Origin of the sequence: Aliiglaciecola sp. CAU 1673 (genome assembly GCF_029223185.1) — a bacterium.
Lineage (GTDB): Bacteria > Pseudomonadota > Gammaproteobacteria > Enterobacterales > Alteromonadaceae > Bowmanella.
Genome location: NZ_JARHUG010000006.1, coordinates 105,127 through 131,324, shown reverse-complemented (window position 1 = coordinate 131,324; position 26,198 = coordinate 105,127). Strand labels below are relative to the sequence as shown.

29 protein-coding genes and 1 other RNA gene are annotated in these 26,198 nt (G+C 50.4%); 15 read left to right on the top strand and 15 right to left on the bottom strand.

Annotation, left to right across the window (positions count from 1 at the left end):
- The first annotated feature begins 55 nt into the window (after nucleotides 1–55).
- Nucleotides 56–406, top strand: a complete 351-nt coding sequence (gene bamE, locus P2G88_RS07550; protein WP_275795221.1) for an outer membrane protein assembly factor BamE — start codon at nucleotides 56–58, stop codon at nucleotides 404–406.
- Nucleotides 407–452: 46 nt separating this feature from the next.
- Here the strand turns inward: bamE and P2G88_RS07545 are convergent, their stop codons facing one another.
- The gene (locus P2G88_RS07545; RefSeq protein ID WP_275795220.1) at nucleotides 453–830 is read right to left on the bottom strand and encodes an RnfH family protein; all 378 of its coding nucleotides are present in this window, start codon (nucleotides 828–830) and stop codon (nucleotides 453–455) included.
- Nucleotides 820–1,257 carry a type II toxin-antitoxin system RatA family toxin gene (locus tag P2G88_RS07540; protein ID WP_275795219.1) on the bottom strand — a complete coding sequence of 146 codons (438 nt, stop codon included), beginning with the start codon at nucleotides 1,255–1,257 and terminating at the stop codon, nucleotides 820–822. The genes P2G88_RS07545 and P2G88_RS07540 overlap by 11 nt, the downstream gene beginning before the upstream one ends.
- A gap of 113 nt (nucleotides 1,258–1,370) precedes the next feature.
- Between P2G88_RS07540 and smpB the strand changes: the two genes are divergently transcribed.
- The 4 genes from smpB to P2G88_RS07520 all read left to right on the top strand — a co-directional run bounded on the left by smpB (nucleotide 1,371) and on the right by P2G88_RS07520 (nucleotide 4,716).
- The gene (smpB, locus tag P2G88_RS07535; RefSeq protein WP_275795218.1) at nucleotides 1,371–1,850 is read left to right on the top strand and encodes an SsrA-binding protein SmpB; all 480 of its coding nucleotides are present in this window, start codon (nucleotides 1,371–1,373) and stop codon (nucleotides 1,848–1,850) included.
- A gap of 123 nt (nucleotides 1,851–1,973) precedes the next feature.
- Nucleotides 1,974–2,333: a transfer-messenger RNA gene (ssrA, locus tag P2G88_RS07530) on the top strand.
- Nucleotides 2,334–2,921: 588 nt separating this feature from the next.
- Nucleotides 2,922–3,947 (top strand): ribosome small subunit-dependent GTPase A, encoded by a 1,026-nt coding sequence (gene rsgA, locus P2G88_RS07525; protein WP_345798876.1) that lies wholly within the window; start codon nucleotides 2,922–2,924, stop codon nucleotides 3,945–3,947.
- 259 nt (nucleotides 3,948–4,206) lie between these two features.
- A complete protein-coding gene (locus P2G88_RS07520; RefSeq protein WP_275795216.1) occupies nucleotides 4,207–4,716 on the top strand; it encodes a hypothetical protein in 510 nt (169 codons plus the stop codon).
- A gap of 14 nt (nucleotides 4,717–4,730) precedes the next feature.
- Here the strand turns inward: P2G88_RS07520 and P2G88_RS07515 are convergent, their stop codons facing one another.
- The 11 genes from P2G88_RS07515 to P2G88_RS07465 all read right to left on the bottom strand — a co-directional run bounded on the left by P2G88_RS07515 (nucleotide 4,731) and on the right by P2G88_RS07465 (nucleotide 12,693).
- Nucleotides 4,731–5,267, bottom strand: a complete 537-nt coding sequence (locus P2G88_RS07515; protein WP_275795215.1) for a GNAT family N-acetyltransferase — start codon at nucleotides 5,265–5,267, stop codon at nucleotides 4,731–4,733.
- Between the two features lie 153 nt (nucleotides 5,268–5,420).
- Nucleotides 5,421–5,792, bottom strand: coding sequence for a VOC family protein (locus P2G88_RS07510; RefSeq protein WP_275795214.1), 372 nt, complete (start codon nucleotides 5,790–5,792; stop codon nucleotides 5,421–5,423).
- Between the two features lie 81 nt (nucleotides 5,793–5,873).
- Nucleotides 5,874–6,602: a helix-turn-helix domain-containing protein gene (locus P2G88_RS07505; protein WP_275795212.1), complete on the bottom strand. Its 729-nt coding sequence runs from the start codon at nucleotides 6,600–6,602 to the stop codon at nucleotides 5,874–5,876.
- A gap of 274 nt (nucleotides 6,603–6,876) precedes the next feature.
- Entirely contained in the window at nucleotides 6,877–7,968 is a 1,092-nt protein-coding gene (locus tag P2G88_RS07500; protein WP_275795211.1) for a serine hydrolase domain-containing protein, read from the bottom strand.
- Nucleotides 7,969–8,030: 62 nt separating this feature from the next.
- Nucleotides 8,031–8,246, bottom strand: coding sequence for a hypothetical protein (locus tag P2G88_RS07495; RefSeq protein ID WP_275795210.1), 216 nt, complete (start codon nucleotides 8,244–8,246; stop codon nucleotides 8,031–8,033).
- Nucleotides 8,247–8,274: 28 nt separating this feature from the next.
- The gene (locus tag P2G88_RS07490) at nucleotides 8,275–8,922 is read right to left on the bottom strand and encodes a cupin domain-containing protein (protein WP_275795208.1); all 648 of its coding nucleotides are present in this window, start codon (nucleotides 8,920–8,922) and stop codon (nucleotides 8,275–8,277) included.
- A 10-nt stretch (nucleotides 8,923–8,932) separates the two neighbouring features.
- Entirely contained in the window at nucleotides 8,933–9,349 is a 417-nt protein-coding gene (locus P2G88_RS07485) for a nuclear transport factor 2 family protein (protein ID WP_275795207.1), read from the bottom strand.
- Between the two features lie 42 nt (nucleotides 9,350–9,391).
- Nucleotides 9,392–11,479 (bottom strand): pyridoxamine 5'-phosphate oxidase family protein, encoded by a 2,088-nt coding sequence (locus P2G88_RS07480; protein WP_275795206.1) that lies wholly within the window; start codon nucleotides 11,477–11,479, stop codon nucleotides 9,392–9,394.
- A gap of 24 nt (nucleotides 11,480–11,503) precedes the next feature.
- A complete protein-coding gene (locus P2G88_RS07475; RefSeq protein WP_275795205.1) occupies nucleotides 11,504–11,722 on the bottom strand; it encodes a hypothetical protein in 219 nt (72 codons plus the stop codon).
- Nucleotides 11,723–11,789: 67 nt separating this feature from the next.
- Complete coding sequence (locus P2G88_RS07470; protein WP_275795204.1) at nucleotides 11,790–12,413, bottom strand: glutathione S-transferase; 624 nt, start codon at nucleotides 12,411–12,413, stop codon at nucleotides 11,790–11,792.
- Between the two features lie 37 nt (nucleotides 12,414–12,450).
- On the bottom strand, nucleotides 12,451–12,693 hold the full coding sequence (locus P2G88_RS07465) for a glutaredoxin domain-containing protein (protein WP_275795202.1): 243 nt from the start codon (nucleotides 12,691–12,693) through the stop codon (nucleotides 12,451–12,453).
- Between the two features lie 111 nt (nucleotides 12,694–12,804).
- Between P2G88_RS07465 and P2G88_RS07460 the strand changes: the two genes are divergently transcribed.
- Nucleotides 12,805–13,710 carry a LysR substrate-binding domain-containing protein gene (locus tag P2G88_RS07460; RefSeq protein WP_345798875.1) on the top strand — a complete coding sequence of 302 codons (906 nt, stop codon included), beginning with the start codon at nucleotides 12,805–12,807 and terminating at the stop codon, nucleotides 13,708–13,710.
- Here P2G88_RS07460 and P2G88_RS07455 read toward each other — a convergent pair.
- Nucleotides 13,707–14,159: a GNAT family N-acetyltransferase gene (locus P2G88_RS07455; RefSeq protein WP_275795201.1), complete on the bottom strand. Its 453-nt coding sequence runs from the start codon at nucleotides 14,157–14,159 to the stop codon at nucleotides 13,707–13,709. The two genes, P2G88_RS07460 and P2G88_RS07455, sit on opposite strands and share 4 nt — an antisense overlap.
- Nucleotides 14,160–14,279: 120 nt before the next feature.
- On the opposite strand from P2G88_RS07455, the gene putP reads away from it, so the two are divergent.
- The 9 genes from putP (at nucleotide 14,280) to P2G88_RS07410 (ending at nucleotide 24,669) form a co-directional block, all read left to right on the top strand.
- The gene (putP, locus tag P2G88_RS07450) at nucleotides 14,280–15,827 is read left to right on the top strand and encodes a sodium/proline symporter PutP (protein WP_275795200.1); all 1,548 of its coding nucleotides are present in this window, start codon (nucleotides 14,280–14,282) and stop codon (nucleotides 15,825–15,827) included.
- Between the two features lie 154 nt (nucleotides 15,828–15,981).
- Complete coding sequence (locus P2G88_RS07445) at nucleotides 15,982–17,199, top strand: HDOD domain-containing protein (protein WP_275795199.1); 1,218 nt, start codon at nucleotides 15,982–15,984, stop codon at nucleotides 17,197–17,199.
- A 133-nt stretch (nucleotides 17,200–17,332) separates the two neighbouring features.
- Nucleotides 17,333–18,247, top strand: a complete 915-nt coding sequence (gene cysD / locus P2G88_RS07440; RefSeq protein WP_275795198.1) for a sulfate adenylyltransferase subunit CysD — start codon at nucleotides 17,333–17,335, stop codon at nucleotides 18,245–18,247.
- Nucleotides 18,247–18,840 (top strand): adenylyl-sulfate kinase, encoded by a 594-nt coding sequence (cysC, locus tag P2G88_RS07435; protein WP_275795196.1) that lies wholly within the window; start codon nucleotides 18,247–18,249, stop codon nucleotides 18,838–18,840. Before cysD ends, cysC begins: the two co-directional genes overlap by 1 nt.
- Nucleotides 18,837–19,619, top strand: coding sequence for a 3'(2'),5'-bisphosphate nucleotidase CysQ (gene cysQ, locus P2G88_RS07430; RefSeq protein WP_275795195.1), 783 nt, complete (start codon nucleotides 18,837–18,839; stop codon nucleotides 19,617–19,619). Before cysC ends, cysQ begins: the two co-directional genes overlap by 4 nt.
- A 59-nt stretch (nucleotides 19,620–19,678) precedes the next feature.
- Nucleotides 19,679–21,091 carry a sulfate adenylyltransferase subunit CysN gene (cysN, locus tag P2G88_RS07425; protein WP_275795194.1) on the top strand — a complete coding sequence of 471 codons (1,413 nt, stop codon included), beginning with the start codon at nucleotides 19,679–19,681 and terminating at the stop codon, nucleotides 21,089–21,091.
- Between the two features lie 9 nt (nucleotides 21,092–21,100).
- Complete coding sequence (locus P2G88_RS07420) at nucleotides 21,101–22,828, top strand: SLC13 family permease (RefSeq protein WP_275795193.1); 1,728 nt, start codon at nucleotides 21,101–21,103, stop codon at nucleotides 22,826–22,828.
- Nucleotides 22,829–22,964: 136 nt separating this feature from the next.
- Nucleotides 22,965–23,777 carry a hypothetical protein gene (locus P2G88_RS07415; protein ID WP_275795192.1) on the top strand — a complete coding sequence of 271 codons (813 nt, stop codon included), beginning with the start codon at nucleotides 22,965–22,967 and terminating at the stop codon, nucleotides 23,775–23,777.
- Nucleotides 23,778–23,787: 10 nt separating this feature from the next.
- Nucleotides 23,788–24,669, top strand: a complete 882-nt coding sequence (locus P2G88_RS07410) for a hypothetical protein (RefSeq protein WP_275795191.1) — start codon at nucleotides 23,788–23,790, stop codon at nucleotides 24,667–24,669.
- A 45-nt stretch (nucleotides 24,670–24,714) separates the two neighbouring features.
- Here P2G88_RS07410 and cysS read toward each other — a convergent pair whose 3' ends face one another.
- The gene (gene cysS / locus P2G88_RS07405; RefSeq protein WP_275795190.1) at nucleotides 24,715–26,109 is read right to left on the bottom strand and encodes a cysteine--tRNA ligase; all 1,395 of its coding nucleotides are present in this window, start codon (nucleotides 26,107–26,109) and stop codon (nucleotides 24,715–24,717) included.
- Nucleotides 26,110–26,198: the final 89 nt, after the last annotated feature.

The following is a 26,198-nucleotide window of genomic DNA, read 5'->3' as shown; positions in this document are numbered from 1 at the left end:
CAGACACCGACAATCTAAGGTAGGATGCGGCCTCGCTCGGGATAAGACGAAACCTATGAAGTATAAAAAATTCGCCATTGCGCTGGCAGCGCTAGCCAGCTTACAAGCCTGCTCCAGCTGGATTTATCGTATCGACGTGCCCCAGGGCAATTATCTTGAACAAAAAGATGTAGATAAGTTGCGCATTGCCATGACCAAAGAACAAGTGGTCTACGTCCTCGGCCAGCCGGTTGTCAACGACGCCTTCAGCCACGATCGCTGGTACTACATCTATTCTTTGAAAAAGGGATTGGATGGCGAGAAGATCCGTAAGGAGCTGATCATCGATTTCCAAGATGATCGTATCAGTCAGGTTACTGGCGACTTTGAATTACCAGAAAATTTCCATACGCCGCTGGATCAGTAAGCGTACATATCAATGAATTAAGACGCTGGTAAAACCGGCGTTTTTTTTATTCTGTCGAGGAATCAGCCTGTTCGGCGTCGAGGTCTTTCTTCAGAGGATTGCGCCTTCCGCCAGTGACTTTATCTGCTCTCCCCTCTTCAATGGCCTTTTCTGCGCGGCGACGTCTGGCCTCTTTAGGGTCGGCTATCAGTGGGCGGAAGATGGCTATACGATCACCATCTGTCGGCTCATCGTCCAACTTGCAGGTGCGATACCAAATTCCCACTTTGTTTTCATCAAGGTCAATTTCCGGGAAGCGCTTCAAAATCCCGGAGGCCTTAATGGCCTGTTCAACGGTACTGCCCTTCTCTACCACGACTTCTAATAGAGCCTGTTTTTCCGGCAAGGCATATACCACCTCCAGGTGAATTTGCTTATCGGTCACCGTAAACCTCCTTGGCGCGCTGTGTAAACGCCGTGACCATATTGGTGGCAATGGCAGAGAAGGCCTTGCCAAATACCGACTGTGCCAAACGGCTGGAAAACTCAAAGTCCAGATTCAGTTCTATTTTGCAGGCATGCTCTGAGAGCGGCACAAATCGCCATCCACCGCGCAAGTGGGCGAAAGGACCATCCACCAATTCCATTTGGATGTATTCGCCCCGCTTAAGTGTGTTTAGCGTGGTAAACCATTGGTGAAAACCGCCCTTACTCACCTGCAAAGAGGCTTTCATTTGGTGTTCGTCAGACGACAGGATTTGGGTCTTTGAACAACCAGGCAGGAATTCGGGATAGGCATTGACATCGTTAACCAGATCAAACATGGATTCAGCGCTGAAATGCACCAAGGCGCTGCGACTCACATTCGCCATCAATACTCCTCTTTCTGCGGTATCAGTGCCATGTAGAAGAATACCGCCTGCCCCGGACAAATAAATGCAACGGAGCGCAGACAAAAAAATTCGATGCAGTATAATACGCCGCCATGACTAAGAAGAACACCAAATCCAAACAAAACAGCACCATAGCGCTGAACAAGAAAGCTCGTCACGAGTATTTTCTGGAGACCAAGTACGAAGCCGGAATAGAGCTTCAGGGCTGGGAGGTCAAAGGAATACGCGCCGGCAAAGTTAATATCTCCGACAGCTATGTGATTATCCAAAATGGCGAAGCTTATTTAATGGGTGCGCAGATCCAGCCACTCAATCAAGCCTCCAGCCATGTGATTTGCGATCCGACCCGTACCCGAAAACTGCTCCTCAATCGGCGCGAGATAGGGCATTTGATTGGTGCACGTGAGCGCCAGGGTTATTCCATTGTCTGTACTGCCATGTATTGGAAAGCTTGTTGGGTCAAAGTAGAGATTTATCTGGCTAAAGGTAAGCAGAGCCATGATAAGCGCGATGCCATCAAGGACAAAGACTGGGCTCGCCAAAAAGAAAGGATCATGAAGCACAGCGTTTAGCCAATATTTTCGCTAATGCAGAACTTTTATCCACTCAGGACATCTGATAGATGACCACCATTGTGATTACTGCCCTTGTAATCTACAATGCGCGTCCCCATATTAATGGGGTAAGAGAATTTCGGGGCTGATTTTGGATTCGACAGGATTCATGATTCCCGAGGTGCATGCAGAGGTGCGGTAGGCCTCTTTAAAAAACCGCATTAAAGTAGTCGCAAACGACGAAAACTACGCTCTAGCCGCTTAATAACCGGTTAGGAGCCCTTCCACCTAAGCTTTGTTTGTGGGCTGGGGTTCGGAAGGTCATCCACACAAACTAGCGAGGGAAACCCGCCTGGGGTTGAACCGCGAAATAGAATCAGGACCGCTACAAGAAATCCTGTCTGCCGGAGTTCGAAGTAGTTAAATAAATGACAGACTAAGCATGTAGTACCAACGGTTGACGCTTTCTGGACGGGGGTTCAACTCCCCCCAGCTCCACCAATAACAAACCCCGCGCCGAAAGGCGTGGGGTTTTTTATTGGTTGAAATGGGAGTTGCAACCCGCGTAGGGGGCTCACCAGTTTGCCCGGAGAAAATTATTCGCCATATCCATATGGCTCACCTCTTACGAGGCCAGCTAAAGCTGTTCCGCATTGCTCCTGCAATGCTGGTGGAACGGCCGAACGAGGCTGGCCCGAAGGGCAAAATACATGAATGTATTTTGTAGCTCCCGCTGACTTCCCCCTACAGTTAGCTATCAGTCAGCATCAAAACGCCCACTCCAGGTATATGACATAACCTTCTTTCTAACCCTGATTTGTCTGATGCTCGAATACCGTTGATGGTGCAAAAACCAATCAAACCAAATTATTCCGTTTACCCGGTGTACTAATTGTCACGCTTCGATATACTCGGCGTTGTATTCAACACATCGGTTAGGAGGAAGCAAATGATTGTAGCGAACCTGACCGGGCGCAAAAACTAACCAATCCGTTAGTCATACAGCCCGGTGTAAACCGGGGCACAAGCCCCTTTTCATATTGTTATTAACGTTAATGTTAAGGGTTTGCTATGACGAATTACCAAGCGGTGGCCAGTATTGGCTGGAATCCATTTTTTCAACAACAGTTATCTCTTGATGAGTGGGACGAGGTTATTCCTGCTCGCGTCATCGAACAACACAAATCCCGGGTTGCCCTAGCGACAGAGTCCGGGCATATCAGCCTGCAATTAACGCCCAATATGCCGACTCTGGTGGAGGGTGATTGGTTGCTGCTGGACAAAAAACACAGGTTCTACCGGCTGCTCGAGCGCAAAACCTGCTTTCGGCGAAAATCAGCAGGTGCTGACGTTAACTGGCAGTTAATTGCGGCAAATGTGGATACTGCCTTTATTGTTTGTTCTCTTAATGACGATTTCAATTTGAACAGAATTGAACGCTACCTGTCGCTGGCCAATGCAGCAGAGGTTGAGCCGGTTATCGTTTTGAGTAAAAGCGACCTGGTCGATGAGCCACAGATGTGGTTAGAACAGGTACATCAGATGGATAAAAACCTGCCAGTGGTAACCATCAACGCGTTAAGCCCAGGTTGTTCCGATGTACTCAATGAGTGGCTTAGTGTTGGCAAAACCGTCGTCATTCTGGGTTCATCCGGCGTCGGCAAGTCAACTATCACCAATACCTTGTTGGGAGAACAAAGGCAGGCAACGGGTGGCATCAGGGAAGACGACGATAAGGGCAGACACACCACCACAAATCGTTCACTTATCTCCCTCCCTGGAGGTGCAATGATATTGGACACGCCAGGTATGCGTGAACTTCAGATAGCCCATTGTCAGGACGGTATCGCCTCTACATTTGCTGATATTGAGGAGCTCTCATTACAATGCCGATTCTCCGATTGCAGCCATGATACAGAGCCAGGATGTGCTGTAGTTGCAGCGGTGAGCGCCGGCAAGCTGGATGCAAGGCGCCGGAAAAACTATCAGAAGCTAATCAAAGAAGAGGCGATGAATTCTGCATCGTTATCTGAAAGGCGAGCCAATGATAAGGCGCTGGGCAAGTTCTACAAAAGAACACTCGCAGACGCATATAAAATCAAGGGCCGGCAATGACCGGCCCCTTGATAGGGCGCTGTCATCGACAGAAGTGTATTTAACAATAGCCGGGTTGGTCGCCCGGCATGCCTTGATTAGTACAAGGACGTATTTGGTCGCTCCCGCCAGCAATCCCAATCCTGTAGATATAAGTCCTACCCCTGTATGGTTTTTTGCAAATTCCAGGACCTGCACCCAGCCCCAAACAACATTAAACCATGACATCAGGATTATATCCGGATAGGCTAATTTCTCGCCATCCAGCCAAGGACAGCCCATGAATAGCCTACAAGACGAAATCAAACGCCTGCAGGAAGCCTCCTTTAAGGTGATGCTTTACTCCATTGGCCTGGTGGGCGGCATTATCGGTACCAGCAGGGAAATCAACGAGACGACGGTGGTGGGTAGCGGTTTTGTGTTTTTGGCCAGCCTGGCTTATCTGATCAGTACCGCACGCAAGATATTTGTGATCTCCGCCTACCTGAGCACAAGAACTAAGGCGCCCGACGAGTGGCATTGCCTGATCCCCGAGCTCAACAAACGCTTCTCCAACTGGTTTGAGACCCAGAATATTGCCCTGGTTTATCTGCTCGTATCTTTTTGCGGCCTGGCTATCTTTATTCAAAAGGCAGCACTTTATGCCGCAATCTTTTTCCTGATGCAGGCAGCACTTTGCGCCATTCTGTACTCCATCCCCGGCCGTGTTTCAAAGTACAAAGAGAATATCGAGAAGATGCTGCATCAGCACAGTTTTTCGCAGCATTTTCAGGATAGAAATAACCTCTAAAGATTTTTGAGCGGCTAGTCTTCGACGATACTACGCCCATTTCGCATGGGCGCAAAATAACACTCTGCCGTGAGCTCCATCTTCACCCATTCGGCCGTATCCGCTTGGGATACTTCTACAAAACCCAGCTTTTGATACAAGCGTCTGGCTCTGGCATTGATTGCCAACACTTCAAGGCTGATGGATTTAAGGCCAATATCGGTAAAACCAAACTGAATGGCCAGGCGTGCGGCTTCCGCACCCAGCCCCTGCCCCAGTAATTCCGGTTGATACAGGGCGATACGAAAATTAGCGCTCGCCCGGGTGCTATCCCATTCATTCAGACTGAGCTCACCAATCATCTCACCACCAGGACGGACGATGGCGAAGTCCCAGCGATTCTGCGCCACTGCCACGCGCTGACAATAAGTCTCCACGTCCTGCAAGCTGAAAGTGCCAGAGGTGTCTGTGAGTGCGTTGATAAGGGGCTCTTGCAATGACAGGTGCATCACTGCGGCATCATCCTTTGATAGGGGTCTTAGCGACACCCTTTGTCCAATCAGATACGACATAATTCTCCTTCCCTTTTGGTCTTCCTACCTTACCTTGCAGCGCTGTACTTGCCCAGAAATTGCTCAACCTTTGATTGTTAACAGATGTTGCTTGATGCCAAGCCGCATTGTCCGGAATGTCCAGACAGGGCAAACTGCCCTGCCCCTCGCTATTTACTCAACGCCCTGGTGCCGCACAAAATCCACGCCGATGCCGTTGGGATCCGTTACCGCGAAGTGCCTGTCGCCCCAGGGTTCATCACGAATATCCAGGGCGATGGGGATGCCCAGGGATTTGACCCGCCGGTAATGGGCATCCACATCGTCCACATCGATGGCCAGCCAAACACCAGGTCCCTTAACAGGGGCGCGAAACATAGGGGCCTGATTGTCGAGATTGGGCAGCATCAGCCCCAATTGGTTGTCACCGGACGTAAGCAGTACAAACCACTCGCTCTCAAAAAGCACTTCGGCATCCAGTAATTTCAGATAGAACTCGCGGCTGGTCGCCAATTTATCGGTGATAATGCCAGACCAGATTTTCATGTTTTCTCTCCTGTTGTGGTTGGTCTGGTGTGAGTCTGGCTTGTTAAGGGAGAGAGATATTGAAAAAATACGACATCTTGCTTATTCACTGTGCATTAATGACAAGGGCGTTTGTCCGAAACACCATTTGACCTCACGCTGCATATGGCTCTGGTCCGCATACCCAGATGCCAGGGCAATCTGTGCCAAAGGCGTGTCTTCACCTTTTTGCAGAAAATGAAGAGCCTGATTGGCGCGAGCAATACGTTGATATTGTTTCGGACTTAAGCCTATCCACTCTTTACACAGGCGTTGCAGTTGCCTTTGTCCAATTCCCATCTGCTCACAAAAAACCGCAAGCGGCAGAGCTGAATACTGCGACAAGCCTTTGATTATTTGATCCAAACGCATGGCTTGCGGCGGATTACGCTGTAGCCAGTTCAGGCAAATTTCCTCAAGTAGGGCAAGGGCCTGCGCGGCGTCAGGTTGCGCAAATACCGGCGATAGGCGCTGCTTAAGCGCACCAAATAGCTCCATATGATTATCTGTAAGGAGATGAGCCGGCGTGTTAATAAAGTGACGGGCTTGGCCCGGGGCGAAGCGAATGCCCAGATAGCGCACGTTAGGTGATATAGGCACAGTAAGAAATCGGCTGCTGGTACCAAAACAAAACGTCTGTTCCTGTGACGTCGTACACAGCACAAGATCGATACAACCATCGGGAATAATATCGAAGCTATCCTGATGACTCTCCCGCCCCAGCCAAAAACAGCGGATATAGGGTCGAAGTCTGCGTTGTGGATACCTTAGGTGAAGAGGATGTTGTGCCATTCGCAAAAGCTGTTTGCCAAGTTCATCACCAGACTAATAAAAATCAGAACACATGCCCAGCCTCAATCCAATTTGAGATATCTGTCAACGGATCGATTAAAAGTGGTATTGGCAGCCTAATGCACGTTACAGCCATGAGTATGCTCACCATCGCAGCAACCTGAGGCAGGGCTTTGTACTGAAAAGGATATAATTCCGACAGGACTTGGTGCGTCACATTTAATCATAAGCTAAGACGCCAGACCCAATGCAAAGGTTAGAAATATGCCTTGGCTCACTCCACACGCATTGCTGTTGTCAACTTCAGTTCAGATAAATACAGGTCCAGCAGCTGATAAGTGGTGCGACCGGTATAATCGAAATCATCCACATTTACCATCAGCGCCACACTTATAGACAGCTCGGGAAGATGCAATAAAAAGGACTCGAAGCCGTTAATGCCACCACTGTGGGAAAAGGCCCGATGCCCTTTATACTCGCGCCATATCCAGCCAATGGCCTGGTCTTTGGACGCCTCGGGAAAGGCAACACTCAGCATCTTTTCGCGGGTGGCGTCCTGCATTAACTTGCCGTTCATCAGGGCACTGGTCATACGCACCAGATCCGAAGGCGTGGTCAACATACCGCCGCCAACATATTTATTGCTGACATCAATGTCTTTTACCGGCATAAAAGACGGCCATTTACGGTATCCAACGGCCATGGTTGGCGGTTGCTGGCCGCTGACTTCCAATTGTGTGTGGATCATGCCGGCTTTTTGCCAAAGCGCCTGTGTTAAATAATCGCTTAGGGATTGGCCACTGACCGACTCAATCACCCCCTGGATCAAATTAATCCCGTAGGTGCTGTAGAGATAGGCACTGCCCGGGGAAAAGCGCAGCGGATCGTCCCGGAACACACGGGTGGCCGCCTCAAGTGATGGATAATGAATATTGGTGCCATATTCGCCAAACTGATAATGGCGCACACCACTGGTGTGACTGAAAAGATGCTTGAGGGTAACGGGCTGATAGTGTTCAGGCAGATAAGGTAAATACTGGCTAATGCTGTCCTCAAGAGAGACCTTCTGCTGCTCCACCAGCGGCATAAACGCGGTGGTGGTAATGACCTTTGACACCGATCCGGTGCGATAGAGCGTTTGCACCGTAGCTTTAATGTCATTGGCCTTGTCTGCATACCCCACTGCCACGGCATTATCCAGCTTTCCATCCACAGCCACGGCCGCCGAAAGCGAGGCCGCACTGCTGTCCTTCAGGACCTTGGCCAGTACATCGGTAAACTGTGCCTCGGTAACGGCTTTTGCGCTAAAACTTGAGCAAAATACGCTCAGTAAAAGGAAGCAACCGGTGGTCTTCAGGGATTTCATAAACACTCCTTATTTCTTAGTCCTGACTACCTTAAAGTGGTTTCTCCTGCCCTGTTAGCAGATTACGGTGAGTAGCCATCCATTTTGGATAAACAGCAATGCACTGACATACGGGCGCTGTTGAGTGGTCGTCCTTGCCCTGGCCAATGTGCGACCACACCATGCTCAAAAAATACCACCTCAGCTTGAGATGAGTTATGTTCATCCACCTTGGAAACAAAGAGGATAAGCAATCCCCATAGCAGGTATCCCAGTCCCCACCAACAGACCTTTAGCATCGCCATCGTCCGCCTTTATCAGGAAGGATCACGCCAGGTGCCCCACTTTTACCCAGATCAGGGTGTCCTGTTCCACATAGGGTTGATGGCGGCTTAAATGGGGACTGCGCAGCCAGGTGCCGGCCGGATAGCGGCCATGTTCGTCGATAAATTCGCCCTGCAGCACATAGATTTCCTCACCGCCATAATGGGTATGCGAGGCGAAGCGTTCGCCGGCCGGCCATCGCACCAAGGCAACCGATTCTGTCCCGAGCTGATGCAAGGGCAACACCTGAAGATTGCCCTGCCCGGCTTGCCAGAGCGCCGTTGTGGTGTCGATACACACCCGCTGATTATCCCCGGCCTGAAACTGATGCAGCTTCACCAGTAATTCACAGCCCTTTTCCGAGAAAGGTGCGTGTTTAAAGCCCGGGGGATTACGAAAGTAGGTACCGGCCGGATAATCGCCGGTATGATCACAAAACACGCCGGATAGCACCAGAATCTCTTCACCGGCGGGATGATCGTGAGTGCGAAACTGTGCACCCGGTGCATACCGCACGATGCTGGTAGCGTGTCCCTGCTCTGCCTCCTGGCGCGCCAACGGCTTTCGTTGCACGCCCGGTAGCGGACTGTCGCACCATTGCTGATGATGGGTGTCGATGACGACCCTTTGGGCAAAGTCCATATTCAACATAGCCTTCTCCCTACCCCTTTAGCTGGCGCTCATGCTCTTCTATAGGGCTGTCATTGATGCTGGCGATACGCTGACACATCAGGCCGTCCTCATCAAACTCCCACAACTCATTGCCATAGGAGCGAAACCAGTTGCCGGCATCGTCATGCCACTCATAGAAAAAGGTCACGGCAATACGGTTGTCGCTATAGCTCCACAGGGTTTTCTTTAAGCGGTAGTCCAGCTCTTTTTGCCATTTGCGGGTTAGAAATGCCTGGATCTGCTCGCGACCGTGAATAAATTCAGCCCGATTACGCCAACTTGAATCCAGACTGTAGGCTTTTGATACGGCTTGTGGATCTTTGCCGTTCCAGGCATCCTCGGCTGCCTGCACTTTTTGTGCTGCCGTTTGGGCATTAAAAGGGGGGACCGGATAGCGGATTGTCATCGTTTTTCCTTACTTGATTTATGGTGATACAAGGGGATGGTGCTAGAGCTTGATGCTGATTTTGACCGGCTCCTGATCTGTTCCACCCGCCGGCCTGGCGCAGCAGAGCAGCACTTCATTGTCTTCAACCGGATACTCCGGCGGGCTTTGGTAGCTCACCTTGCCGGCATGCAAAGGCACCTTACAGGCGCCGCATTGACCACTTCGACAGCTGAACTCAGGAGTAAAACCGTGGCTTTCGGCGAATTCCAGCAAGGTACCTTCATCCGTTGACCAGGCTTGCTCAACCTTCGATTCGGTAAACTCCACCAATGCACTGCTTGCCACGGGCAGCGTCGGTGCCTTTGGCACCTCCACATCCTCGTCCCGTACCAGGGAAGCCGGGCCAAAGGCCTCTGCCATGATCCGTTTGTTGCTCACGCCAAGGCGGCGCAGCAGGTCATACATGCTTTGCATAAAGCCACCCGGCCCGCACAGGTAAAAATCGTAGTCATCCAAGGGCAACACGGCTTGTAGCAATGCCGCGTCGATGTGACCGCTATGCTGGAAATCCACACCTGGTTTAAGATCCGGGTCCGGCTGACTGAGCGCCCAATAGGTAGCAATTTGTCCTCCGCTGGCCTGTTGAACTTGCTTAAGCTCGTCAAAAAACGCCCGCTGCTGTAGGTCGCGGGCAGCGGCAAACAGGGTCACCGACCTTAAGTAGCGACTGCGAATTCCCTCGTGTAAGGCATCCTGCGCCATGGATATCATGGGGGTGATGCCAACACCTGCCGCCAGCAACACCGCCGGACGCTTGTTTTGCGGATCAAAGGTAAATCCACCGCGCGGCGCCTTGGCATAAAGCAAGTCCCCTTGGCGGATATTTTCATGCAGGTAGTTGGAGACCAGTCCCCCGGGCCTTATCCCCTCTCCCGCCTCGCGTTTTACGCTGATGCGATAGTGATGATCAGCAGGTGCACTGGACAGGGAATAAGTGCGAATGTGCTCTTTGCCGTCAAGCTGCACTTTGATTGGCAGAAACTGGCCGGCGGCAAAGCCGGACTTATGATGGCGCACAGGCTCCAGATAAAAAGAGCGGATAAGACTGCTTTCCTGTACCGTTTTTACCACCTTGAAAGGTTGCCAGGTTTCCTTGTTAGTCTCGGCCTCACGTAATTGTGCCTGCTCCGCCCAGGTGCCGGTCAGTAGTGTATTGGCGGAGTATTCCTCAAGCGTGAAACGATAGGGTAAGGCATGACGAATACGCCGCCCCTGATGCAGATGAAAACGCCACAGACGCTTTGCCCCTTCAAAAAAATTGATATCCGGCGAATCCCAGAGGACTTCCACTCTGCCGGTCAAGGTCAGCAACTCGCCTGATTCAAAATCCACAAACAGCAGTCCGGCTTTGGGGTATTCAAGGAAATTGCCAAGGGTATTAAAGTGATTATTACCGGCATAATCGGGGATGGTCAGGCTGGCGGGACTATCCACCCGAATAAAACCGGGGCGCCCGCCCCGATGGGAAACGTCCGCCCCGTTACTGGCGTCTTCAGTGCCGGCATCAAAATAGCTGGCGACAAAGAAGGTATCGGCCTGACGGATGAGGGCCATGGCCTCTTCATCAAACTGCGATAAGGCCTCTACCTTTGCCGGGGGGCTATCCATGCGCTTTTCCATGCTGCGGATTTGAATATACTGCGGGCAATTGCCAAAAGATTGATCCACGGCCAGCACAATCCCCTGCGCTTGGCGTTTGCTAATGTGCGCGGCGAGGCGATTCCGACGTCGGGAGGTTAGTTCTATGCCAAGCAATCCGATTCGGGTATTGGCGTCCAGCGCTTCGGCGAGGGGATCTCCGGCGACGGGTAAGGCGCTGATTTCCAGCGAATAGGGATCGGCACTGTGCATAAATCCCGGCTCACCAAATAATATGGATGCCCAGGGCCAGCCTTGTTGATCACGATGCCCCACAAACACGAAAGGCAGCTGCTGATAGAATTCCCTGTGCTGATCCGGCAGATGATCCCGAATGACCCGTCTGCCAAAGCGTTCCATATTATCACGCACCCCCAAACGGGTTTGGAGCTCTTGCTCCCCTTGGTGAAAAGGCGAAATATCGGGTGAGTTGGCAGGATCGTGACTCATCGGGCTATTCCTGTGTTAATACCATTAAACGTCAGCTTGGGTTGTTAATGATGGGCATTCGTCATTGCCAGGGTTTAACGTCATCAACATGCTGTAGTCAAATTCAGACAAGATTTCCATTGGCACATACCCAAACTCGGGATGGAAGGCTGAAGGCACCTGACAGCGGCTTTGATGATCATCCCCGAGCAACCTTGCCAGCAAGACAGCAAACTTTTCAATTACCTGTTGAACAACGGACATGGCTTTCTCCTTGCGGGTAGGTGCGGATAGTCAATGACTATCCGCATTTCAACATCACCAAGAGCTTTTAGGCACACAAGCCCACGGGGCTTTTTTGCATAGGAACAAAGCCTTCCAGGGCTTCAATCCGCTTGAGCCAGTTGCGCACATTGGCGTAATTGCCAAGGTCAACACCGCCCTCGGGCGCATGGGCAATATAGGCATAGTTGGCGATATCAGCGATCGTTGGGCCGTCGCCCACCAGATACTGACGATGAGCCAGGTGGCTGTCCAACACGGCCAGCATGGCATGGGCACTGGTGATGGCATGCTGATGATCCAGTCCGGCGCCAAACAGGGTCACCAATCTGGCAGCCGCAGGCCCGTAAGCCACCTTCCCTGCCGCCATCGACAGGAATCGCTGCACATCTGCCTGGGCTACCGGATGTTGCGGCAACCAGGTGCGCTTGGGATCATAAGCGGAAGCCAGGTAAACCAGGATGGCATTGGAGTCGCTCAGGGTAATGTCACCGTCGGTTAACACCGGCACCTGTCCGAAAATATTCTTTTGCAAAAACTCCGGCTTCTTATGGGCGCCGCCCATCAGATCCACATCGACGATGTCGGCTTGTAGTCCGAGGATGGACAAAAAAGCCTCAACGCGGTGTGAGTGGCCGGACAGTGGGTGGCGATAAAGGGTAATAGCAGACATAGGTTGTATCCTTATTTCAGTTTTTGGGAGTTAAAAATCACACCGACAAGCGTTGCTGTTGGTCCAGTTTCAGAATGTCTTCATAGCCGCCGACAGAGACGCCATCGATAAAGACCTGCGGAAATGTTCTTCCCTGCGTGCGACGACGCAGTTCACTTAAGTGTTCGGGCTGCGCATACACGTCATATTCCTGATAGGTCACGCCTTTGTTATCGAACAAACGCTTGACCATGGTGCAGTAAGCACATCCGGGACTGGTGTACACCTCGACATTTGCCATGTTGTCCTCCTTTGTGGCCGACACGTTGTGCGACCGGTGTGTGAATCTGGTGGCAAGTATGAAGAGGTAGCGCATGTTGATAAATACGGGCATCATTGAATTATTATCAACATGGCATTGACAATAATGGACAGTATCGACGGTTTTAAAACGGTAGTAGCGGTGGTGGAAACCGGCTCCTTCACGTCGGCCAGTGAGCGTTTGGGGTTGTCCAAGGCGCTGGTCAGTAAGTACGTAGCCCAAGTGGAAAATCAGCTGGGGGTACGTCTGTTCAACCGCTCGACACGTCACCTGGTGCTGACCGATGCGGGCAAGACATACTACGAGCGGGCATTGCCCTTTTTGGAGGAATACGAGGAGCTACTGGATCAGGTCAGTGGCGCGCAAAGCTCGCCAACAGGCAGACTGCGCATCAGTGTGCCGGTTACCTTTGGCGAGATGAAACTGTCGCCGGTTATTTCGGATTTCCTTAACCGCTATCCCGACATCCAGGTCGACATTCAGCTGACGGATAGGCGCATTGATTTACTCGAGGAAGGCGTCGATGTGGCCATCCGCATCGGCGGCGTGGATGACTCCAACCTTATCGCCAGGCAAATCAACACCTATCCGCTGATCCTTTGTGCTTCGCCGGCTTATCTTGAGCAGCAGGGGTGGCCTCAATCCCCCAAGGACATCAGTGCCCATCACTGCATCATTGACAGCAACTTTCGCATTGGCAAGCAGTGGCCACTGGTCGCCGCGAACGGCAAGGTGGAGACGGTAAACGTCTCCTCCAGAGTGGCCGCCAACAACCCCAGAGCCGTGCGTGAGATAGCAATCGCAGGCGGCGGTCTGGCGCTGATCCCAGCCTTTATTATCGAAGATGCGTTACAAGACGGCCTACTGCAAAGGGTTCTACCAGATCACACAACCCTTGAATTTGGTCTCTTTGCCATTTACCCGCACCGGCGATATCTGTCGAAGAAAATCCGGTGCTTTATCGACTTTCTGTTTGAGACATTTGCAAACAGCTAAACGCTGTGCTCACCGATCATATCCCGATGGGGAATGCCGCCATCATCATACTCCTGCCCTATCGCTGCAAAGCCAAATCGCTGATAAAACGGCACCAGATGGCTTTGGGCACTGAGCTTTAGCTTGGAAAACTGACCAAGCTCGGCAGACTTTGCCAATAGCTGCTGCATCAATACTTTACCGAGCCCCTGGCTGCGATACTGCGGGTCCAGCACCAGACGTTCAAATTTGTAGGCATAGGCGGTGATATCGGCCCTTAGCCTGGCATAACCGGCAAGCCTATTGTCGTCTTTGATCAGCAGATGCCAACTCTGTTGGTCAAGGTCGTCGAGATCCTCGTAAATACTCTGCTGCTCCAGAATAAAGACCTGCTGGCGCAGGCGCAGCAGGGCGTAAAGCGTTTGGGTGTCAAGGTCAGCGAATTTACACCAGGCAATATCGAACTTCATGGGACCTCTGGAGTCTGTGTTAGCGAATTGTTAGGATGGTAGGCTAATTGACTGAAATTTATAATATTTGCTTCTTCTAATTTATTCATCTTCAGTCAGTAGTAACCATAGGAGTTTTGAGTGGAAACTGGCACGTTATTATCGTTAGCCCTCTATTTTATTGCCATGCTCGGCATTGGCCTTTATGCCTATAAAACCTCAACCGATGATGTGTCCGGCTATATGCTCGGTGGTCGTCGTTTGGGGCCTGGTATTACAGCACTCTCCGCCGGCGCCTCGGATATGAGCGGCTGGATGCTGATGGGCCTGCCCGGCGCTATGTATGCTGCCGGTATTTCACAGATCTGGATTGCCGTAGGACTGGTGGTAGGTGCCTTGCTGAATTACTTACTGGTGGCGCCGCGTCTGAGGGTTTATACGGAAGTGGCCAATGATGCCATTACCATTCCCGATTATTTCGCCAACCGTTTTGAAGATAACAAACGCTATCTGCGTATATTCTCATCCCTGGTGATCATCGTTTTCTTTACCCTGTATACCTCCGCCAGCCTGGTGGCCGGAGGCAAGCTGTTCGACAGCTCCTTTGGCATGGATTACAGCACAGGGTTGTTTGTGACGGCCGGTGTGGTAGCGGCCTATACCCTGTTTGGCGGCTTTTTGGCGGTGAGCATGACCGACTTTGTGCAAGGCTGCATTATGTTTATCTCGTTGGTATTGGTGCCGGTGGTGGCCTTTAGCGAACTTGGCGGTATTGGGCCAGTGGTAGCGGAAGTACGCAGTATTGATAGCAACTTTTTGAGCCTGTTTACCAATGCATTAAGCACAGAGACCTTGTCCACCCTGGGTATTATCTCCTTGCTGGCCTGGGGCCTGGGCTATTTTGGCCAGCCTCATATTATCGTGCGCTTTATGGCCATTCGCTCGGTCAAAGACATCCCTAAAGCACGCACCATTGGTATGTCGTGGATGATTGTGTCCATTATCGGTGCCCTGGCCACCGGTTTTGTGGGCATTGCCTATGTATCGCAAACCAAGATGACGCTGGACGACCCCGAAACCATCTTTATTATTTTCTCGCAGTTCCTGTTCCACCCTTTAATTGGTGGTTTCCTGCTGGCTGCCATTCTGGCGGCCATTATGAGTACTATCTCATCCCAGCTGCTGGTGACCTCCAGTTCCCTGACCGAGGACTTCTACAAGGCCTTTCTGCATAAGGATGCCAGCGATAAAGAGTTGGTGCTGGTCGGGCGCATCTCGGTACTGCTGGTCTCCATTGTGGCCATCGCCCTGGCCTGGGATCCGCAAAATAGCATCCTGAATCTGGTTAGCAATGCCTGGGCGGGCTTTGGTGCGGCTTTTGGTCCGGTCATCATATTGAGTTTGTTCTGGAAACGCATGACCCTGGCAGGCGCCTTGTCCGGTATGTTGGTGGGTGCAGCTACAGTGCTTTTCTGGATATATGCCCCCATCAGCATCAATGGCCAGTCATTAAGCACCTGGATGTATGAAATCGTGCCTGGGTTTATCCTCTGTACCTTAACCATTTTGGTGGTCAGCCATTTGGGCAAAGCACCCAGCAAAGCCATGCTGGATAAGCATGATGAGATGGAAGCGCGCCTGCATGCAGACCTTAATCAGCCTGTTAGTGAGGCAGTATCGCAATCCTGACTGGCAGTGACTGATTTGACTGTGTTTAACAAGCTCACTAGCTAGTGGGCTTGTTGCTTTTTAAGGTCGTAAATTTGTTGTTATGTAAAGGTTTTTATTGTGCTAACGTAGATGCAGAAGTGCGGGTAAACCGCTGAACGTTAGGTAACGTGAAATGGCGTTTTTCGCAGCAAGACAGCCGATATTAGACAAAGACAAAAAGTTGTTTGCCTATGAGTTGTTATTTCGGGAAAGCCTGGAAAATGTCTTTCCCAATATTGAAGACAACCTTGCCACCTCGAAAATTGTTGAAGGCCTGCAGTTCAATCTTGGCCTTGATACCCTGACCGACAAGAAACCTGCCTTTATCAATTTTACCCAGGACACACTAATCAACCGCTATCCCTTGCTACTGCCCAAGGAACAAGTGGTAGTCGAAATCCTGGAGACGGCTCGCCCTACCCGGTCGCTGTTAAATGCCTGCAAAGAGCTTAAAAGCAAGGGTTATCTGATAGCCCTGGATGACTACGAACACCAGGGCGCCTGGCAACACTTCTATCCCTATATCGATATTATCAAGATTGATTTTCGGGCAACCCCGGTCAAAGAAATCCTGGCCATCAAGAGAGTTTTAGTACCGTTTCCCCATATTAAACTTTTGGCAGAAAAAGTAGAAACCCATGAGGAATATCGTCAGGCCCTGGATCTGGGCTTTTGTTATTTCCAGGGGTATTTTTTCAGTAAACCGGAAGTGCTGCAAAGCCGCGTTTTAAATCCCTCTCAGTTAACGGTTGCCAGGATCATGAGTGAGCTGTCAGGCCCGGATCCGGATATCAACGCGGTCACCGATGTGTTTGAAAAGGATGTAAACCTGTCCTTCAAGCTGCTGCGTTACACCCAATCGCCTATTTTTAAACGCAGCAATGACATCTCCAGCATTAAGCAGGCTATTGTAGTGTTGGGTTTGCAGGAATTACGCAGGTTTGTATCCCTGCTTTTTGCCGCCCAATTTGCTGACAATAAACCTGTTGCCTTAACCGTGATGTCATTGATCAGGGCCAGATTTATGGAGTCATTGGCCAGTGAACCAGGCCAGCCTTGTGAGCCCGCCTCCGCCTTTTTGACAGGGATTTTGTCGCTATTGGATGCGTTGCTCGACTCTCCCCTACCCGAGCTACTCGACAAGCTCCCCATTACCAGCGAAATTAAGGATGCGCTTTGCCAGGATAAGGGACGGTTAGCCACCTATCTCAATCTGGTTAAATGCTTTGAAGAAGGCCTTTGGTCAGAAGGACAAGTCCTGGCCAAGGAGCTTAATGTTGAAATGGATAAGGTCTCCGATATATACGTGGAAGCGTTAAGCTGGGTTTCTGAACGCGAAGGAATGGGTTAAGCGGAGCTCTTTCTTTTCCTCTATTAATTGCTATTAGAAATAACCAACTAGCATAATCTATGCTCTGTTCTTCATGATATCGTTATAAGCATTAACTTCCCTAACAGTGCTTACTACCGGAGTCAGTTCTTTAATGGACATTAATCAATCTACCCTGACCCATCTCAAACAGCTAGAAGCAGAAAGCATCCACATTTTCCGTGAAGTGGCAGCCGAATTCGAAAACCCGGTAATGCTTTACTCTGTGGGTAAAGACTCCTCTGTCTTATTGCATCTGGCCCGTAAAGCCTTTGCACCGGGGCGCATTCCTTTCCCGCTGATGCATGTGGATACCACCTGGAAGTTTCGCGAAATGATCGCGTTTCGCGACCGTATGGCCAAAGAGCACAAGCTGGATTTGATTGTCTACACCAATCAAGAAGGGGTAGCCAATAACATCAATCCCTTTACTGTGGGCAGCGCCAAGCATACCGACATTATGAAAACCCAGGCATTGAAAAAGGCCTTGGATAAGCACCGTTTCGATGCCGCTTTTGGTGGTGCGCGCCGGGATGAAGAGAAATCCCGCGCCAAAGAGCGTGTTTACTCTTTTCGTGATGAAAACCATCGCTGGGATCCCAAGAATCAGCGCCCGGAGTTGTGGAATATCTACAACTCCCGCATCAATAAGGGCGAAAGCATCCGCGTATTTCCGCTCTCTAACTGGACCGAGTTGGATATCTGGCAATACATCTATCTGGAAAACATCGATATTCCTGAACTTTATCTTGCCAAACCCCGGCCTGTGGTCGAGCGCGACGGTGTGCTGATCATGGTGGATGACGACCGCATGCCCCTTAAGGAAGGTGAGAAGCCGCAGATGGAATGGGTGCGTTTTCGTACCCTGGGCTGCTACCCATTGACCGGCGCGGTGCGCTCTAAAGCCGAAACCCTGACAGACGTGATCCAGGAAATGCTGCTGACCAAGACTTCCGAGCGTCAGGGCCGCGTGATTGACCATGACAGTGCCGGTTCGATGGAGAAGAAGAAGATGGAGGGATATTTCTAATGGCAAACAATCTCACCTGGCATGACCATAAAATCGGCAAAGCCGAGCGAGCTCAAGCAAAAAGCCAGAAGCCGATGGTAATTTGGCTAACCGGATTAAGCGGCTCTGGCAAGTCCACCATCGCCAATCAACTCGAACAGCAGTTGAATGCTTTGGGCAAGCACACCTATTTACTGGATGGCGATAATATTCGTCATGGCCTGTGTGGTGATTTGGGTTTTTCAGACAAAGATCGGGTCGAGAATATTCGTCGTATCAGCGAAGTAACTAAGCTTTTTGTGGATGCCGGTTTAATAGTTATCACCGCCTTTATTTCACCCTTTAAAGCCGATCGTGCATTTTGTCGTGAATTGCTTTCAGACAACGAATTTGTCGAAGTCTTTGTGGATACACCGCTGGCGGTGTGTGAAAAGCGCGATCCCAAAGGTCTGTACAAAAAGGCCAGACAAGGTGAAATCAAAGAGTTTACCGGTATCGATTCTGCCTATGAGGCCCCCGAGTCTCCCGAAGTGCACCTGCAATACAAAGAGCAAAGTGCAGAGCAATCGGCGGCGGAGTTAATAGAAGCGCTCAAGCTGGGAGGCTATCTGTGAGCGATTTCACTGACCAGCTTATCAGTATTGCCAAACAAGCCGGCGATGCCATTATGGCAATCTATGCCAGGGACTTTTCGGTTGAACAAAAGGACGATAAAAGCCCCTTAACCGAAGCCGATCTGGCGGCTCACAAAATCATCGTGGCCGGTCTTAAAGCCGTCTCTGACTACCCGATTCTGTCTGAAGAATCGGCCGACATTCCCTGGGCAACGCGCCAGAGTTGGTCAGAGTATTGGCTGGTGGATCCTCTGGATGGCACTAAGGAATTTATTAAGAAAAACGGTGAATTCACTGTCAACATCGCTCTGATTAGTGAGGGTGAGCCGGTGCTAGGCGTTGTTTATGCACCAGCTTTGGATATCACCTATGTAGGAGAAGTCGGAAAAGGCGCGTTTAAGATAGAAAATGGCCAGCGACATCCTATTCATCCAGCTTCTCTTCAACATGGTGATATTTGGAAGGTAGTGGGCAGTCGTTCACATCAATCACCTGAAATTGAAGCCTTTCTGGCACAACTACCGGGCGAAAAAGAACTGGTTGCTATGGGCAGCTCTTTAAAGCTCTGTCTGGTCGCCGAGGGTAAGGCCCATCTGTATCCACGTTTAGGTCCTACCAGCGAATGGGACACGGCCGCTGCCCATGCGGTGGCCAACGCGGCGGGTGCACATGTGGTTGAGCTTCAGGCGGATAAACCCTGGCAAGAACAGATTAAAGCGCTGAAATACAACCAGAAAGAGTCACTGCTAAACCCCTACTTCCTGGTCAGGGCAGAGTAGATTCAGACAATATTTTTCCCGCTGCCAATGGCATCGGGTGTTCATAGGTATATTGGAAAATGAACAACCAAAACGAACTGCTAGAAAAAGATATTATCGCTTACTTAGATCAGCACGAGCGCAAGGATATGCTGCGTTTTCTTACCTGCGGAAGCGTGGATGACGGTAAAAGCACACTGATTGGACGCCTATTGCACGATTCCAAGATGATTTACGAAGATCAGCTTGCGGCTATCAGCAAAGACAGTAAGAAAGTCGGTACCCAGGGCGAAGAAGTGGATCTGGCGCTTTTGGTAGACGGCCTGCAATCGGAGCGTGAGCAAGGCATTACCATTGACGTAGCCTACCGCTACTTCTCCACCGACAAGCGCAAATTTATTATCGCCGATACCCCAGGACACGAACAGTACACCCGTAACATGGTGACCGGCGCCTCTACCTGCGATCTGGCCATTATTCTGGTGGATGCCAGAGGTGGCGTAAAAGTACAGACCCGTCGTCACTCTTTTCTGGTTTCATTGCTAGGCATTAAGCACGTGATCGTGGCCATCAACAAGATGGACCTGATGGATTACGATCAGGCCGTGTATGACAAAATCCGCGAAGATTATCTGGCCTTTGTCAAGCAATTACATATTGCCGATATCCGCTTTGTGCCCTTGTCGGCTCTTAAAGGCGACAATGTAGTTAACCGCAGTGAGAAGATGCCTTGGTATCAGGGCGAGTGTCTGATGCAGATGCTGGAAAATATTCCTCTGAGTAAGGACCAGAATCGTACGGATTTCCGCTTCCCGGTGCAGTATGTCAACCGCCCTAACCTGAACTTCAGGGGCTTTGCCGGCACCGTGGTATCGGGCGAAATTCGCCCTGGTGATGCCATTACAGCCCTGCCCTCAGGCAAAACATCCAAGGTTAAAGAGATAGTGACCTTCGATGGCAACCTCGAGCGCGCCTTCGCCCCACAAGCAGTCACTCTGACACTAGAAGATGAAATCGATATCAGCCGCGGCGATATGATTGTCAAATCCGACAATCTGCCGTTATTGGGTAACAGCTTCCGCACCCATTTAGTGTGGATGGCAGAGCAACCACTGATGCCTAATAAACAGTATGAGTTTAAGTTTGCCACTAAATCAGTAGCGGGCGTGGTCAAAAATCTGGACTATCTGATTGACGTCAACACCCTGGAGCACAGGGAAGCCCTGCATCTGAACTTAAACGAAATTGCCGTGGGTGAAATCAAACTCACCCAGACCATTGCCTGCGATGCCTATAAAACTAACCGTCGAACCGGCGCTTTTATCATTATCGACAGAATGACCAATGGTACCGTAGGCGCAGGCATGATTATTGAGGCAACACAGAGTAAAAACGAAGCCAAGGCGGCCTACTCTGAATTTGAGTTAGAGTTTAATGCCTTGATTCGTAAACACTTCCCTCATTGGCAAGCTTTGGATATCAGTAAAGAGTAAACATCTATCATGGATTTTGGCCCGATTCTGGTATCCGCTATCTTCTTTGCCACCATTCTTGCGTTGGTGGTCAGCGATAAAAGCCCCGAGGCCATCTTTACGTTGGCCTTGCTGGCATTACTTGGCAGTGGGCAGCTTAGCCTTAAAGACGCCACGGCCGGACTCACCAATCAGGGTTTGATAACGCTGGTATTGCTACTTTTGGTCAGTGTCGCCGTCGATAAAACCTCTATGATTAAGAGCCTGGCCAGAAAATTAGTGACCAAAAGCTATGCTGCCAGCTACTGGCGCATGTTTGCACTGACCTTCACGTCCTCATCGGTGCTCAACAATACGGCTATTGTCGCTAGTTTGCTTAGCCCTATTAAGCAAAATCAGTTACAGCCAGCCTCTAAGCTGTTGTTGCCTATGAACTATGCGGCCATTATGGGCGGTACAGTCACTTTGGTGGGCACCTCCACTAACCTGATTGTGGATAGCTTCTTGGTCAAACAGGGACAACCCGGCTTTGCCTTTTTAGACTTTACCCTCTATGGACTGACGGCGGGATTAGCCGGTGGCGTGATCATGTATGTGCTGTCATCCTGGCTGCCAGTGATTGAGTCAAAACGCCCTGACTACAAAGAATACTTTATCGAAGCTAAGGTACATGAAGATTCCCCACTCGTTGGTAAGACGGTGGAAGAAAATCACCTTAGAAACTTACCTGAGCTGTTTTTGGTAGAGATTGTCCGCCACAAGCACCTAATCAGCCCCGTCACCCCGGATATCCTGATTGAAGCGGGCGATAAGCTTATTTTCAGTGGCAATATTAAGCGGGTGGACAGTCTTTCCCATCTTCCTGGTCTTTCCCTGTTTGCCGAATCCAATGGCCTGCTGCGGGAAAACCTGACTGAAGTGATGGTTTCCAACCGCGCCACGCTGATTGATAAAACTCTTAAACAAATTGGCTTTCGCGCCCTTTTTGATGCTGCGGTGGTCGCCATTCGCCGCGATGGGGAACAGCTATCTGGCAAGCTTGGGGATATTCCTCTGCAAGCCGGTGACAATCTGTTATTGGCCACCGGACCGGATTTTGCCAAGCGCAATAACCTCAGTAAAAACTTTTTTATTTTGTCAGAGCACAGCATCAGTAAAAAACTCACCGCCAAGCAAGAAGTGCTGACCTTGGGCGGTTTTTTACTGGCCATATTGCTAAGCGCCACCGCCTTTGTAGATTTGGCGATTTCATTGCTGTTCCTGCTGGCGGCCCTCACTTTCACCGGTATTGTCAGCGGCAATGAACTGAAACGTTACCTGCCTATCAATCTGATTATGGTGATTGTCGGCTCGCTGGCATTGGCCACCGCACTGGAGCAATCCGGCGCCATTGAGATCCTCAAACAATGGCTGATGCCCCATCTACAAGGCACCAGTCCGTTCGTTGCATTGGTGGTGATCTACCTGATCACCTTTACCCTCACAGAGTTAGTCACCAATAATGCCGCGGCCGCGCTGATGTTCCCTTTTATGTGGGCGCTGGTACAAATTCTGGACGCACCGGTTCTGCCCTTTGCACTGGCAGTGGCTTTTGGCGCCAGTGCCAGCTTTATCTCGCCTTGGGGTTATCAAACTAACTTATTGGTCTTTACCGCCGGTAACTACAAACTCACGCATTTTGTGCGTTTCGGGATCCCGCTGGCCATCGTTTATTCAACAGTGCTTTTGGCCATGCTGAAGTGGGGCTTTGATTTGTAGGGTGTGTAAGCGCCCTCCCCCTTCCCTCCGTTATTCTTTTGCAGTTGAACAACCGCTCTTTTGAACTATGTTCTTTATAGGCTTCTGTCTGTCGTACTCCTGACAGATCTATTAAGAAAAACAAAAGGCTATGGCTATGTCAGAAGACTACGAATCCGTTCCCGCCCCGGACAATTTTATCGTCAGCAACGCCAGCACCCGAGCAGAAAACCCGACCTCGAGCGTGGCCGCCGAAGTGCCGGCCACCAAACAATTTGTGGTCAATGCCACCGGTAATCTGTTTATCGCCACCACCCAAAATGCCGGTAGCACTGAAAACGTCACCATCTCCAGAGAAGCGGAAGAAGCCTTTAGTCAGGTAAGTGTGTTTTTTGCAGCCATGACCAAAGCGATCAACGATTCCGGTCGAAGCCTATTCGACTACCAGGCTATCAATAACCTGGTCACGTCCTCAGGGCTTTTTGTTAAAGTCACCCAAAGCCAGATCTTTTTCGAAAGCAGCCAATGGGGAATTAAATTTGGCAATCAGTTGATTCAGGCCATCTTTGGCCTAAGCGGCAATCTGGCCGCCATCGGCAAGTCGCTGATGGATATGATTGTGGGGATGGGCAATCAACTTGGCAGTATCGAGATGTCCGGTCAACACTCCAATAAGGAAACCCGGGTCAGTACCATTATTTTTGTCTGTGAATATCTGCTGGGTGCCGTCTCTATCACCCCGATTGTGATCACGGTGGATGCCAAGGATGCGTTGGATACTATCAAGGCCGGCCCCTGCTTTAAGGCGCAAAAGAAAAACAACAGCCTGAAAATTCTAAAATCTGTTTATCTCTTCGTCCCACCAGCCTTTATCAAGCATGCATCCACCATTAACGAAGCCATGTCGGATCCGGAATTCAACAACTTGGTAGACTCGCTGAAATCGTCCATTGCCGGCAGCGGTCAATAAGGAAATCGCCATGTTACAACGCTTATGGCGCTGGCTAAGCGGAAAGAGCGAGGAAGAAAAAAGCGAGCCCACTCTGTATGTGCCGATGACCAAACACTATATGTTCAGTGAAACCGGCAATATTATGTTGTGTGCATCGAAAGACAGCATCCAGGATTTTGACAAAGACATAAAAGATGCCTTTATTGATGTCACCATCTTCTTTTCAGCCATGACCAAAGCCATCCACTCCACCATTAATCCGGTAACGCAAAAGCCCTTCTCCATATACAACTATCAAGCGGTGAAAAATGTGCTCAGTCAATCGGGGATGTTTATTCAGCTCAATGTGGAAACGGGCGTATTTACCAGCAAGGATGTGGGCGAGTCTTTGGGTAAGGAGCTGGTGCAGAAAATCTTAAATCGTAACTTTTCAGAATCCAGGCTGGCTTTTTCCAGAGGCATGTTTAATGCCATGGGTTATCAGCAACCCGATGAGCAGGAGAAGCAACAATTGGATGCCAGGCAGCTTAAGTTCTGCCAAAGCGGCAATATCTTTTTTATCTGTGAGTCACTGCTGGGCCTGCCGCAAACTACCGCCATCCTGGTCAATATCGAGCCCTATAGTGGCAAGGAAATAGAGACCCTGGCAGATGGGCATGGGGAGCATTTTGAGACAGACGATGACGCCCAAGATGTCTTTTCTCTGGGCAGCAAGGAAGAGCGATTCCACCATCCCAAAGGGCATTGCCGGATGTGGCGCTTTAAAAAAAGGACCTATTTGTTTGTGCCTCCACGGTTATTGAAAAATAACGCGAAGTTTCTCTCAGATGTGGATTCACAGGATTTTGATGAGCTGATAAACGCTCTTGCTTTAAAGCTGGACGAAACGGTTAAAGCGCAGATCAGTTGAAAGCAGGCGGGATAGTATTATCCCGCCACGGTTAGAAGCTGAGATTTATGCGCGGCGCCAAGTGGTACCTTGCGGGCCGTCTTCCAGCACCACGCCCATCTCGGTAAGTGCATTACGCGCAGCATCGGCGGCCGCCCAATCCTTGCTGACCCGGGCATCGGCACGGGCTTGGATCAGGCGCTCAATTTCTGCCACATCCAGATCATCACTGCCCGATTGCAGATACTGCTCAGGCGGCAATTGCAACAATCCCAGTACAGCCCCCAGTTGAACCAGCACCCCAGCCAATTTCTGCGCTTGTGCTTTGTCTTCAACGCTATCGCCCTGCTTGTACTTATTCAGGTCTCGGGCCAACTCAAACAACACAGAAAAGGCTTCTGGCGTATTAAAATCGTCATCCATCGCCGCATTAAAGCGTGCGAGGTAACCACCAAATGCCACATCAACATGGCTATCGGCGTCCACATCTCTTAGCGCTGTATACAGCCGTTCCAGCGCTGCCCTGGCCTGATGAATATTCTCTTCAGAATAATTCAGCTGACTACGGTAATGCGCGGACAACAGGAAATAGCGCAATGTTTCGGCGTCATATTCCTTAAGCACATCCCTTAGGGTAAAGAAGTTACCCAGGGACTTACTCATTTTCTCCTGGTTAACCTGCACCATTCCTGTATGCAGCCAGTAGTTCACGTAAGGCGTATCCAGGGCACAGCAGGACTGGGCCACTTCGTTTTCATGGTGCGGGAAGATCAGGTCTGAGCCGCCGCCATGAATATCAAAATGCTTGCCCAGGTGCTTACTGTTCATGGCTGAACATTCGATATGCCATCCCGGACGGCCTTTGCCCCAAGGAGATTCCCAGCTTGGCTCACCCGGCTTGGCGGATTTCCACAATACAAAATCCAACGGCTCACGTTTACCTTCAGCCACTTCGACCCTGGCACCAGCCTGAAGCTGCTCAAGGTCCTGACGACTTAAGCGGCCATACTCTTTGAAGGTGCTGACTTCAAACAGCACATCGCCGTTAGGTGCCTGATAGGCATGACCTTTATCAATCAAACGCTGGATGATATCGATGATCTCGGGCATATGGGTGGTCACGCGAGGTTCAATATCCGGCGCCACCAAGTTGATAGACTCAAAATCTTCATGCATCAGGGCGATGGTGCGCTCTATCAGCTTTTCAAATGGCTCATGATTCTCGTTCGCACGCTTGATGATCTTGTCATCCACATCGGTGATGTTGCGCACATAAGTGACCTCGTAACCAAGATGACGCAAATAGCGTACCATCATATCGAAGCTTAAATAGGTGCGGGCATGACCCATATGGCAGAGATCATAAACAGTGATACCACACACATACATGCCCACCTTACCTGCAACTAAGGGTTTAAAGACCTCTTTCTGACGGGTCAAGGTGTTGAAAATGTGCAGCATCGACAATCCTCATGGGCTTTAATAACAAAAGAAGGCGGATTTTATATCAAGGCAAGCCAGGCTGCATCCGCCAATTCGCTCGTTTCCCA

Coding starts and splice junctions, on each gene's coding strand:
- bamE (WP_275795221.1), top strand. CDS start 56: ATGAAGTATAAAAAATTCGCCATTGCGCTGGCAGCGCTAGCCAGCTTA.
- P2G88_RS07540 (WP_275795219.1), bottom strand. CDS start 1,257: ATGGCGAATGTGAGTCGCAGCGCCTTGGTGCATTTCAGCGCTGAATCC.
- smpB (WP_275795218.1), top strand. CDS start 1,371: ATGACTAAGAAGAACACCAAATCCAAACAAAACAGCACCATAGCGCTG.
- P2G88_RS07520 (WP_275795216.1), top strand. CDS start 4,207: ATGAATAGCCTACAAGACGAAATCAAACGCCTGCAGGAAGCCTCCTTT.
- P2G88_RS07515 (WP_275795215.1), bottom strand. CDS start 5,267: ATGTCGTATCTGATTGGACAAAGGGTGTCGCTAAGACCCCTATCAAAG.
- P2G88_RS07510 (WP_275795214.1), bottom strand. CDS start 5,792: ATGAAAATCTGGTCTGGCATTATCACCGATAAATTGGCGACCAGCCGC.
- P2G88_RS07505 (WP_275795212.1), bottom strand. CDS start 6,602: ATGGCACAACATCCTCTTCACCTAAGGTATCCACAACGCAGACTTCGA.
- P2G88_RS07500 (WP_275795211.1), bottom strand. CDS start 7,968: ATGAAATCCCTGAAGACCACCGGTTGCTTCCTTTTACTGAGCGTATTT.
- P2G88_RS07495 (WP_275795210.1), bottom strand. CDS start 8,246: ATGCTAAAGGTCTGTTGGTGGGGACTGGGATACCTGCTATGGGGATTG.
- P2G88_RS07490 (WP_275795208.1), bottom strand. CDS start 8,922: ATGTTGAATATGGACTTTGCCCAAAGGGTCGTCATCGACACCCATCAT.
- P2G88_RS07485 (WP_275795207.1), bottom strand. CDS start 9,349: ATGACAATCCGCTATCCGGTCCCCCCTTTTAATGCCCAAACGGCAGCA.
- P2G88_RS07480 (WP_275795206.1), bottom strand. CDS start 11,479: ATGAGTCACGATCCTGCCAACTCACCCGATATTTCGCCTTTTCACCAA.
- P2G88_RS07475 (WP_275795205.1), bottom strand. CDS start 11,722: ATGTCCGTTGTTCAACAGGTAATTGAAAAGTTTGCTGTCTTGCTGGCA.
- P2G88_RS07470 (WP_275795204.1), bottom strand. CDS start 12,413: ATGTCTGCTATTACCCTTTATCGCCACCCACTGTCCGGCCACTCACAC.
- P2G88_RS07465 (WP_275795202.1), bottom strand. CDS start 12,693: ATGGCAAATGTCGAGGTGTACACCAGTCCCGGATGTGCTTACTGCACC.
- P2G88_RS07460 (WP_345798875.1), top strand. CDS start 12,805: ATGGCATTGACAATAATGGACAGTATCGACGGTTTTAAAACGGTAGTA.
- P2G88_RS07455 (WP_275795201.1), bottom strand. CDS start 14,159: ATGAAGTTCGATATTGCCTGGTGTAAATTCGCTGACCTTGACACCCAA.
- P2G88_RS07445 (WP_275795199.1), top strand. CDS start 15,982: ATGGCGTTTTTCGCAGCAAGACAGCCGATATTAGACAAAGACAAAAAG.
- cysD (WP_275795198.1), top strand. CDS start 17,333: ATGGACATTAATCAATCTACCCTGACCCATCTCAAACAGCTAGAAGCA.
- cysC (WP_275795196.1), top strand. CDS start 18,247: ATGGCAAACAATCTCACCTGGCATGACCATAAAATCGGCAAAGCCGAG.
- cysN (WP_275795194.1), top strand. CDS start 19,679: ATGAACAACCAAAACGAACTGCTAGAAAAAGATATTATCGCTTACTTA.
- P2G88_RS07420 (WP_275795193.1), top strand. CDS start 21,101: ATGGATTTTGGCCCGATTCTGGTATCCGCTATCTTCTTTGCCACCATT.
- P2G88_RS07415 (WP_275795192.1), top strand. CDS start 22,965: ATGTCAGAAGACTACGAATCCGTTCCCGCCCCGGACAATTTTATCGTC.
- P2G88_RS07410 (WP_275795191.1), top strand. CDS start 23,788: ATGTTACAACGCTTATGGCGCTGGCTAAGCGGAAAGAGCGAGGAAGAA.
- cysS (WP_275795190.1), bottom strand. CDS start 26,109: ATGCTGCACATTTTCAACACCTTGACCCGTCAGAAAGAGGTCTTTAAA.